The sequence below is a fragment of the Agriterribacter sp. genome, from assembly GCF_035445465.1.
GTDB lineage: Bacteria > Bacteroidota > Bacteroidia > Chitinophagales > Chitinophagaceae > Agriterribacter.
On sequence record NZ_DAOMQT010000002.1, the window covers coordinates 247,002 to 255,791 of the forward strand.

Below are 8,790 nucleotides of genomic sequence, written 5' to 3' on the forward strand. Positions count from 1 at the left end.
ATTTTTCGTTCGCGGTTTTTTTCACTGGATTTATAACGTAGTAATAACCGATCTGTATAGCTAAATATCTAATTATACAATAAATATGTCACGATTAAATCTAGTATAATCAGTAACATGTTGCGAACAGAGTCTAAAATATTTGTGTTAGCAAAATAGCTGGGGATATTGAAATAATCTAAGTATGCAAATTCTTTGGACATTGCCAATAAATATCCCACCACTGAGAAATATCCTATTATTAAAGCATCGGTAAGCTGAAATTGTCTAGTTTGTAAACTCATTAGAAATATGACATTGGTTAAGGTGTAATAAAAAGACTCAAAGCTATTTTATACTAAGCTATCCTTTATTTTTTTCATGCTTTTCCATAGTGTATCAGTTTGAAAATATTTCATTTGATTTCGCGTTAAGCTGAGTAGGTTTTACAACAACCTTTCTTAAAGCTACATCGTGAAAGAACTGGTAGGTTTGACCAACTTTAACCAGTAGTTTGGTTTATTATTGATACATCAGTCATTGAGGCAAATAGTACGCAAACTATTCACCTCAATCAGTATGTTAATTATTTGCACTCGTTTTTGTGACGGTAACGTATTAATGAAGTAAGGGAAATACCTGATTCTTGATCGGTCAGGCATTTTGTTCATTTTATATTTGCTTTTAAATAAAGTTACTATATTGTCAATACCTTTGCATATATTTATTATTGCCTTAATTGATTATCTACACATTATGCCGCTTATAAACAGCATCCCAGATAGGTACGTGTCTGGTTTTACAGATTTTGCCTCATTATCGCAGGAGTAGTTTGATATTATTAAAAATGCACTAAATAATTTGTCCCTTATCCCATTCATTAAAAAAGGTGTCAGAACAGTTAGATAGTATTCCCGAATTGGAAAACATCTCTGTTGAGGATATTTTAAGCAGTATAGGTAGCTTAATTGGAGATTTGTACGGAGTGCCTATTATTTTTTTGAAAAAGCCAAAATAGTCATTTTCCCGAAAAAATATCGGCATTTTTACTGCAAAATATTTCGTCAGAATGTTAGCGCTGAGATTAATATATAGGATTTAACCTTCCAAATTTTCCAGCGTACTGTTTTTCAATGCTATTCAATTCCTCTTTCTATTGTTAATTGGGCTAATATTCCCAGATATCGTAATAAACGAAGAGTAAATTTAAGCTCCACAAAAGAGAGAAAAGATGAAGCGCATTTTGTAAATTCATGGCATACAGGTCAGCAGCAGCTATCCGTTAATGAGTAAAATCGTTAGCGGATTTTTCTTATAAAGTATCGAAGCTTCAATCTGTTTACAATCCAATAAACAATACAAAGGCTAATTGTGTCGGAATTGTGTCGGAATGCGTAAAAAAAAATGGGTCTCATTTTTATGAAACCCATTGCTGTATTGTGCTCCCCCTTCAGGACTTGAACCTGAGACCCTCTGATTAACAGTCAGATGCTCTAACCAACTGAGCTAAGGAGGAATAAGGGCGGCAAAAATAGGTTTTTTGGTGTGATCCTGCAAACAATTTCACAAATGTTTTTATCGCCTGAATTGAAATGTAATGCGGGCTTATTTGTATGGTACTATTAATAAATAGCCAACATATCTATAAAATAAATTCCGTATCAACTTAAGCAGTAAATTTGTGACCCGGTTACCATAGCATCCCTTTTCAATTTTCCCTGCCCTACCCCGGAGACATACATTTTTGCCGTTTGAAAAATAAACGATTTAACCGGTGATAAAATGCCGATCCTGATGAAAACACCATAAGCGAAAAATTAATTTTCAAATTTAAACTATAGTATTATGGCTTTTACATTACCGGCACTGCCGTATGCGCACAACGCGCTGGAACCTCATATTGACACTTTAACGATGCAAATACACCATGGTAAGCATCACCAGGCTTATGTTGACAATCTTAACAAAGCAATAGCGGGCACGCCCAACGAAAATAAATCCCTTGAAGAGCTGGTTAAAGCAGCCGGAACGATCAGCCCGGCGGTACGCAACAACGGCGGTGGTCACTGGAACCATAGCTTTTTCTGGGAAATCCTGGGCCCCGATGCAGGAGGCAAACCTTCCGGAAAGTTAGCGGCCGCTATTGACTCCGCATTCGGCAGCTTCGATGAATTCAAAACAAAGTTCAGCGCGGCAGGCGCCACACGTTTTGGAAGCGGCTGGGCATGGCTGATCGTAAAAGACGGCAAATTAGAAGTATCCAGCACCCCCAACCAGGACAATCCCCTCATGGATGTTGCTGAAGTAAAGGGCACACCTATCCTGGGCGTGGATGTTTGGGAGCATGCCTATTACCTGAAATACCAGAACAAACGTCCCGATTACCTGGCAGCAATATGGAATGTAATTAACTGGAAAAAAGTAGAAGAAAAATTTGAAAAAGCATAAGAAAATATAAAAGCCGCCTTTTCCCGGGGCGGCTTTTATATAATTTGAAATTTCAAATTTCTTCATGGTACCGGGTCGTACCCGTGTCCGCCCCAGGGATGACAACGGGCAATGCGCTTTGCGGCCAACCATATGCCTTTGAAAATGCCATATTTTTTAAGTGCTTCTAAGGCATACTGGGAGCAGGTAGGTGTAAACCGGCACTTAGGCCCCAGTATGGGTGAAATAAATATTTGATAGAGCCTGATCAGCCCTATGAATGGCAAACTAAGTATGCGCCGAACGGTTTTCATCAATAACCCGAATAAGTTTATCCAAAATTACCTGTACTTTTTCTTTTACCAGCAAAAAATCCGGCAACTCCCGGCCGGTATAGATAAAGAAAAGCATAACCTGTTTACCCGTTTCAATTAGCTTTTGCTGCAATCCGGCCTTTTGCAAACGATAGGCTTCCCGGGTAAGCCTTTTGATCTTATTGCGATGAACCGCTTTTTTGAAATGTTTGCTGCTTACTGCCACCCCTGCCTGTAAAGCTGTGGGTAACCGGGTATCGGCAACAGCAACCGGCAGATACAGTACCCGGTACGGGAAAACCGAAATACTTCTCCCTTCCCTGAACAACTGCTCAATGCGCTTACGGCTTTTGAGCCGCTCCTGCCTGCTTAATGTAAAAGCTTTTTTCAAACGATACTAATATATTACAAAAATAGCCCCGTTTTGGGGCTATTACTTATTTAAAGACCGATGCACTCAGGCAGGGCTTATATTATTTCGCTATTTTCTCGTCGGAAACAGTCAGTTTCTTACGTCCTTTTTTACGGCGACTGGCCAGAACCTTGCGCCCGTTGGCGGTTTGCATGCGTTTGCGAAAGCCATGAACTGATTTACGACGACGTTTATGCGGCTGAAATGTACGTTTCATTATTTTTTACTTTTTCACTTTTTGAAATAAAAGTTCGGGAGAAGCGAACCGGGTTTCAAAATCATTTACCTTTTCCAAACGGGCCACCACGCCCTTTCTGTTAAGGCTGGATGAAAGGACGGCAAAGGTAAGTGTTCAAAATTAATTTCCGGCCTTTTTTTGAAAATCATTACCCCTGCGTTTGTTTCACGCAAAGCGCACAAAAGCATACAAAGACAAAGATTTTTTAAGGCCACCTACCTCAACGCTGAAAATACTGTGAATTTGCGGCGAAAAGAGTATACCTAAAACATTCTCATAAGAAAGCTTTTACAAATTGCGGCTTATTCAATATTAATCTGCTCAGAATGAATGCGCTCTCCAAAAAAAGTAGCGGCATGCGCATCAAAGTCTTCAGTTGAATCGGTGGTATAAAACTGTACTGTTCCCCCTTTGCCGCAGCGGGCTTCCATTTCAGGGTGACGTTCAAGATACTGCATCAGGCTTTTAGCCACGATCTCGCCTTGCGAGAGCAGGCTCACATGGTCGGGCAGGTATTTCCGGATCTTGTCTTTCAGCAACGGGTAATGGGTGCAGGCTAATAACACCGTATCAATATCTTTACCTTTCCCGAGCAGGTTCTTTACATGTTGTTCTACAAAATAATCTGCTCCCGGGCTTGCATATTCGTTGTTCTCTACTAAGGGTACCCACATAGGACAGGCCTCCTGGTATACGTTAACATGGGGGTAAAATTTCTTTGTTTCAATAAGATAAGATTCCGATAGCACGGTTCCCGCGGTAGCCAGTATACCTACCTCGTTTGACCGGGTAAAGGTTCCGATCGTTTCGGTGGTAGGCCGTATTACGCCCAATACACGGTTTTGGGAATTCATGTTCGGAAGATCATTTTGTTGTATGGTGCGCAACGCCTTGGCTGAAGCGGTATTGCAGGCAACAATAACCAGAGGGCAGCCCTTTGCAAACAGCCATTGAACACATTGGAGCGTGTAGCGGTAAACCGTTTCAAATGAACGCGGGCCATAAGGGGCGCGGGCATTATCACCCAGATACAAATAATCGTACTGCGGAAGGATGTGAATAAACTCTTTTAGAATGGTTAATCCCCCGTAGCCCGAATCAAAAACACCAATGGGTTGCTGTTTCATGAAACAAAGATAGCCGTGTTACTCTAATTGCATTTAAAAAGCCGCTCCCCAAAAGGAAGCGGCCGTATAATGCTATAATTATTTAATGCTTATGGCTTTTTAGCACCTGCTGCCGGCTTCGCAGGTTCACTTGCGGGATTATCAAGTCCAGTGGCGCCGGGTTGCAGCTTAACCCCTAATTTTTTAGCTACCAGGGGCAACAGGTCATCTGTTTGAGGCGCTACTAATAGTGCATCCTGCTTAAATACCCAGGTATAGCCGTTTTCTTTGGCGACGGTACTAATGAGCTCAAATGCTTTTGCAAAATAGGGATTCAGCACCTCTGCTTGTTTCCGCTGCATTTCGCTTTGCTGATATTGGTCCCAATTCTGGATGATAGACAGGTAATTGTTAGCTTCCTGCTGTACGGTTTGTTTAATAGCGGCAGGAGTAGAAGGCGCTTTAGCAATAGAATCCTTGCGTTTATATTCGCTCACGAAAAAAGGAAGTGTATTTTCTAAGGAATCTGTACGGAATTTTTGTAACAAAGAATCTGCCTTCCTGATATCAGGCATAATAGAAACGATATCTTCTAAGCTGGCATGTCCAAATTTCTGCTGGGCGCCGGCAGTATTGCCCAATATTAAAAGTGCTGACGTTATGGCAACAAAAGAAAAAACCTTTTTCATATAAGTCAATGTTTCTGTTTTTATGAGTTAATAGATGAGAATATGGTTGCGTTAGTTTGATTGCCCGGAGGCTTTAACAATTATTTATTTTACCCCCAGCATTTTTAAAACATCCTCACTCCGGTCTAATTTGGGGTCGGCAAAGATAACGGTAATTCCCTCACTTTTATCCAAAATAAAATCATATCCTTTCTCCACCGCTAATTTTTCTACGGCATTATATACCTTATCCTGCACGGGTTTTATGAGTTCCTGCCGTTTTTTAAACAGATCACCTTCATAACCAAAGCGCTGGCGCTGCAGGTCTCTTAGTTCTTTTTCCCTGTTAAACAGCTCATCCTCTCTCTTTTTCTTCAGCTCATCGCTCAGCATTACCTGCTCGGCTTCAAAATCGCGGTACATCTTATCTAACCTGGTTTGCAGTCCGTCGAGCTCTTTTTGCCAGGCTTCGCTGAACTGATCCAGTTGCTTTTGCGCATCCTTGTACTCGGGTAACCGGTCGAGGATGAATTTAGTGTCTAAAATAGCATATCGTTGCGCATCCGCGCTAAGTACCGACAGGCACAAAAAGCCTGCAATAAACAATATTTTTTTCATCAGGTATATTTTTATTTTTTAATGGACTGATGTAACTCCGCGTATACATTATTTTATATCAGAAAATAAGTATCATGCTTCGTTTCATCACTTTTTATTTAAAGTTACATAAGCTTTTTAAAGTAACCGGGTATGCTGTTAGCTTTCAGCCGTCAGCGATCAGCTAAAGTATACTAACGACGGGTTATTCAACACTCACGTCTCATGTTCCACTATTTCCCTTTCACCCTTCACCATCTCCGCTATTCCGGTTCAAAGCCAAGCATAAAGGTAAACCGGGTTGCATCTTTAAAGGTAGCGCCCGGAGCCGATAACCTGTCTAACCCTAACCCGTAATCAAAGCCAAGTAAACCAAACATGGGCAGGAAGAACCTTGCACCCAAACCAACCGACCGGCGAAGCTGGAACGGGTTCCAGTTTTTGAAATCATACCATCCGTTGGCGGCTTCAAAAAAGGCCAGTCCGTAAATGGTGCTGCTGGGGTTGGTTGAGAACGGGTAACGCAACTCCATGGTATATTTGTTGAAAATGGTAAAAAACTTGGTAGTAGACTGCTGGTCGGGATTGATCGTAGGGTTTGAATTATCGTATACCGGGTAACCCCTGTGCGCAATAATATCATAACCGAGTATACCAAAGTTATTGGTCAGTCCCGCGTCACCCACCTGGAAACGCTCAAACGGAGAAATTTCAAGGTCTTTATTATACCTGCCGATGAAGCCGTATTTGGCCGCAACTTTTAATACGAACTGCCGGTTCTTTTCTTCTCCTGCGGGTTTGCCCAGCGGCACATACCATTCGCCGTTTACCCGCCATTTATGATATTCCACTAATTTGTACTTGTCTTCCGTTTTAATGGAATTAGGGTTCTTAAATGCCGAGTAAGGAGGTGTAAAGGCGCCGCTGATCATGAAGCTGGAACCACCTGTAGGGAAAATCGGCTGATTGACCGATGATCTTGCCAGTGTAAGCTTCAGGTTAAGGATATTGGACGTGGCGTCTGATAAACCCTGGAAAAACCCGGGATAGTTTTTCAATTTATACTGCGTATAGTTCAACGCGTAAATAAGTGTAAAATAATCATCCGGCCATTTAAGCTGTTTGCCCAGGGAGATGGTGGCACCCATAGCTTTGAGGTAAGACGAATCGGCCCTGGCGTTGGTATACCTGCCTGTATAAGGGTCATACGCGTTGGCATATTTGGAGCTGTATAGGCTCAGGGTGAAGGAGTTGCGCTTTTTGCCGCCGAGCCAGGGTTCGGTAAACGAAAAGTTAGTAGAACGGAAATACCGTCCGTTACTCTGGAAACGGAGGCTGAGCTTTTGCCCGTCTCCTGACGGAAGCGGACTCCAGGATGTTCTTTTGAATATATTGCGCAACGAAAAGTTATTGAACACCACGCCCACGGTTCCGGTTAGCCCTATGCCGCCACCCCAGCCTGCGCTAAGCTCTAACTGGTCAGACGATTTTTCCTCAACGGTATAGTTAATATCCACCGTTCCGTCATCCGGGTTAGGCACCGGGTTAATGCCAATTTTTTCCTGGTTGAAATAGCCGAGGTTAGCTATTTCGCGCTGCGAGCGGATAAGCTCCTGCCGGCTGAATTTTTCACCGGGCAGGGTGCGCAGTTCCCTGCGTATTACATGCTCCTTGGTTTTATCGTTGCCCGCAATGGTTACTCTTTTTATGGTAGCCTGTGGTCCTTCCGTGATCCGTATTTCATGATCAATGGTATCGTTGTATACAGAGGTTTCAACCGGGTCAACACGGAAAAAGAGATAGCCATTATCTGCATACAGGGCGCTGATATCACCGCCTTCCTGCGTAAGTTCCTTACCCACTCTTTTATTCAGCGTTTCCAAGTTGTATACATCACCTTTTTTGATACCCAGTATTACATTTAAAATGGAATCGGAATATTTTGTATTTCCTCTCCAGGTAATATCGCCAAAATAATACTTGTGTCCTTCATTTACCTGTATGGCAACATTCAGGTTTCCTTTTGCATTATAATATACCGTATCTTTTTCGATAACGGCATCGCGGTAACCCTGGGAGTTATAATATTCAATGATCTTGGTTTTATCTTCCCTGTATTTCTTTTCATTAAACTTGGCAGAACTAAATACTTTGAAACGGAAATAAGGATCTAAATAATCCAATGTTTTGGTTGGAGAAAGGAAACCGAAGTTTTTTACGTACTCTTTAAATGAAATGGGTTCTTTTTCGCCGTAAGGGCTGGTATTTTTATCGGCAAATAAAGTAAGCCTGCTTTTTTCTTTTGTACCTTTTAGCTGCTTTTTAAGCTTCAGCTCGTTGATCTTTTCATTACCAAAAACCATTACATCATTTACCCTTACTTTGCCACCTTTTTCAATAATGAAAATCAGGTCTTCCCCGTTCGTATAAGCGGTATCGGGCCGTTCCTGCACGGTTATTTTTGCGCCCTGGAAACCTTTCTCGGTATAAAATTTCTGGATGGCCTCAATAGCATTTTGTTTGCGGGCTTCCGTTACCACCTGGCTGGCGGTTATACCCACTTTTTCTTTTAAATCTGTTGCTTCCGATTTTTTGATGCCGCGGAAAATAAGTTTGGATAAGCGCGGACGTTCTACCGCTGCGATCTCTACCCATATCCTGTCTCCTTCTACTTTTGTAATATATATTTCAATATCGGCAAACAAGTTTTGCCCCCATAGCTTTTCTATTGCTTTAGCAAAATTGTCTCCTCCGGGGATTCTTACCTCGTCGCCCACATTTAAGCCGGAAATAGAGGTAACTAAGTTTGGATCAAAATACTGGGCGCCGGTGACTTTAATTTCGGCAATGGTATATTTTTTTGGAATAGCCTGGTCAAACAGTCCTAATAAGACAGGGTCTACAGAGGTGGTGGGTACTGTATCTGTTACCTGAGCGTTAGTTTTGGTTGAAAAAAAACTTAATCCAAGTAAAATCGTAAAAATCGTGCAGATTCTTTGCATCCGTTTTATAAGTTTCGCCCGGCAAATTAACGGGATTAATTGAAATG

Annotated in this window: 7 protein-coding genes, 1 tRNA gene and 1 pseudogene; 1 reads left to right on the plus strand and 8 read right to left on the minus strand. The window is 41.8% G+C overall.

Annotated elements, in window-relative coordinates; all coding sequences use genetic code 11:
• Positions 1 to 1,421 precede the first annotated feature (1,421 nt).
• Positions 1,422 to 1,495, minus strand: a tRNA-Asn gene (locus PLE34_RS02280).
• A gap of 329 nt (positions 1,496 to 1,824) precedes the next feature.
• On the opposite strand from PLE34_RS02280, the gene PLE34_RS02285 reads away from it, so the two are divergent.
• Positions 1,825 to 2,427, plus strand: a complete 603-nt coding sequence (locus tag PLE34_RS02285) for a superoxide dismutase (RefSeq protein ID WP_324553796.1) — start codon at positions 1,825 to 1,827, stop codon at positions 2,425 to 2,427.
• A gap of 62 nt (positions 2,428 to 2,489) precedes the next feature.
• On the opposite strand, the gene yidD is transcribed toward PLE34_RS02285, so the two are convergent.
• The 7 genes and pseudogenes from yidD to PLE34_RS21825 all read right to left on the minus strand — a co-directional run.
• On the minus strand, positions 2,490 to 2,720 hold the full coding sequence (yidD, locus tag PLE34_RS02290; protein WP_324553797.1) for a membrane protein insertion efficiency factor YidD: 231 nt from the start codon (positions 2,718 to 2,720) through the stop codon (positions 2,490 to 2,492).
• Positions 2,695 to 3,111, minus strand: coding sequence for a ribonuclease P protein component (locus PLE34_RS02295; RefSeq protein ID WP_324553799.1), 417 nt, complete (start codon positions 3,109 to 3,111; stop codon positions 2,695 to 2,697). The genes yidD and PLE34_RS02295 overlap by 26 nt, the downstream gene beginning before the upstream one ends.
• An 82-nt stretch (positions 3,112 to 3,193) precedes the next feature.
• Positions 3,194 to 3,349 (minus strand): 50S ribosomal protein L34, encoded by a 156-nt coding sequence (gene rpmH / locus PLE34_RS02300; protein WP_152267789.1) that lies wholly within the window; start codon positions 3,347 to 3,349, stop codon positions 3,194 to 3,196.
• A gap of 323 nt (positions 3,350 to 3,672) precedes the next feature.
• On the minus strand, positions 3,673 to 4,497 hold the full coding sequence (murI, locus tag PLE34_RS02305) for a glutamate racemase (RefSeq protein ID WP_324553803.1): 825 nt from the start codon (positions 4,495 to 4,497) through the stop codon (positions 3,673 to 3,675).
• 89 nt (positions 4,498 to 4,586) lie between these two features.
• On the minus strand, positions 4,587 to 5,165 hold the full coding sequence (locus PLE34_RS02310; protein WP_324553805.1) for an OmpH/Skp family outer membrane protein: 579 nt from the start codon (positions 5,163 to 5,165) through the stop codon (positions 4,587 to 4,589).
• Positions 5,166 to 5,249: 84 nt separating this feature from the next.
• On the minus strand, positions 5,250 to 5,762 hold the full coding sequence (locus PLE34_RS02315) for an OmpH/Skp family outer membrane protein (RefSeq protein ID WP_324553807.1): 513 nt from the start codon (positions 5,760 to 5,762) through the stop codon (positions 5,250 to 5,252).
• 1,478 nt (positions 5,763 to 7,240) lie between these two features.
• Positions 7,241 to 8,743, minus strand: a pseudogene (locus PLE34_RS21825) (BamA/OMP85 family outer membrane protein); the annotation flags it as partial.
• Between the last annotated feature and the right edge of the window lie 47 nt (positions 8,744 to 8,790).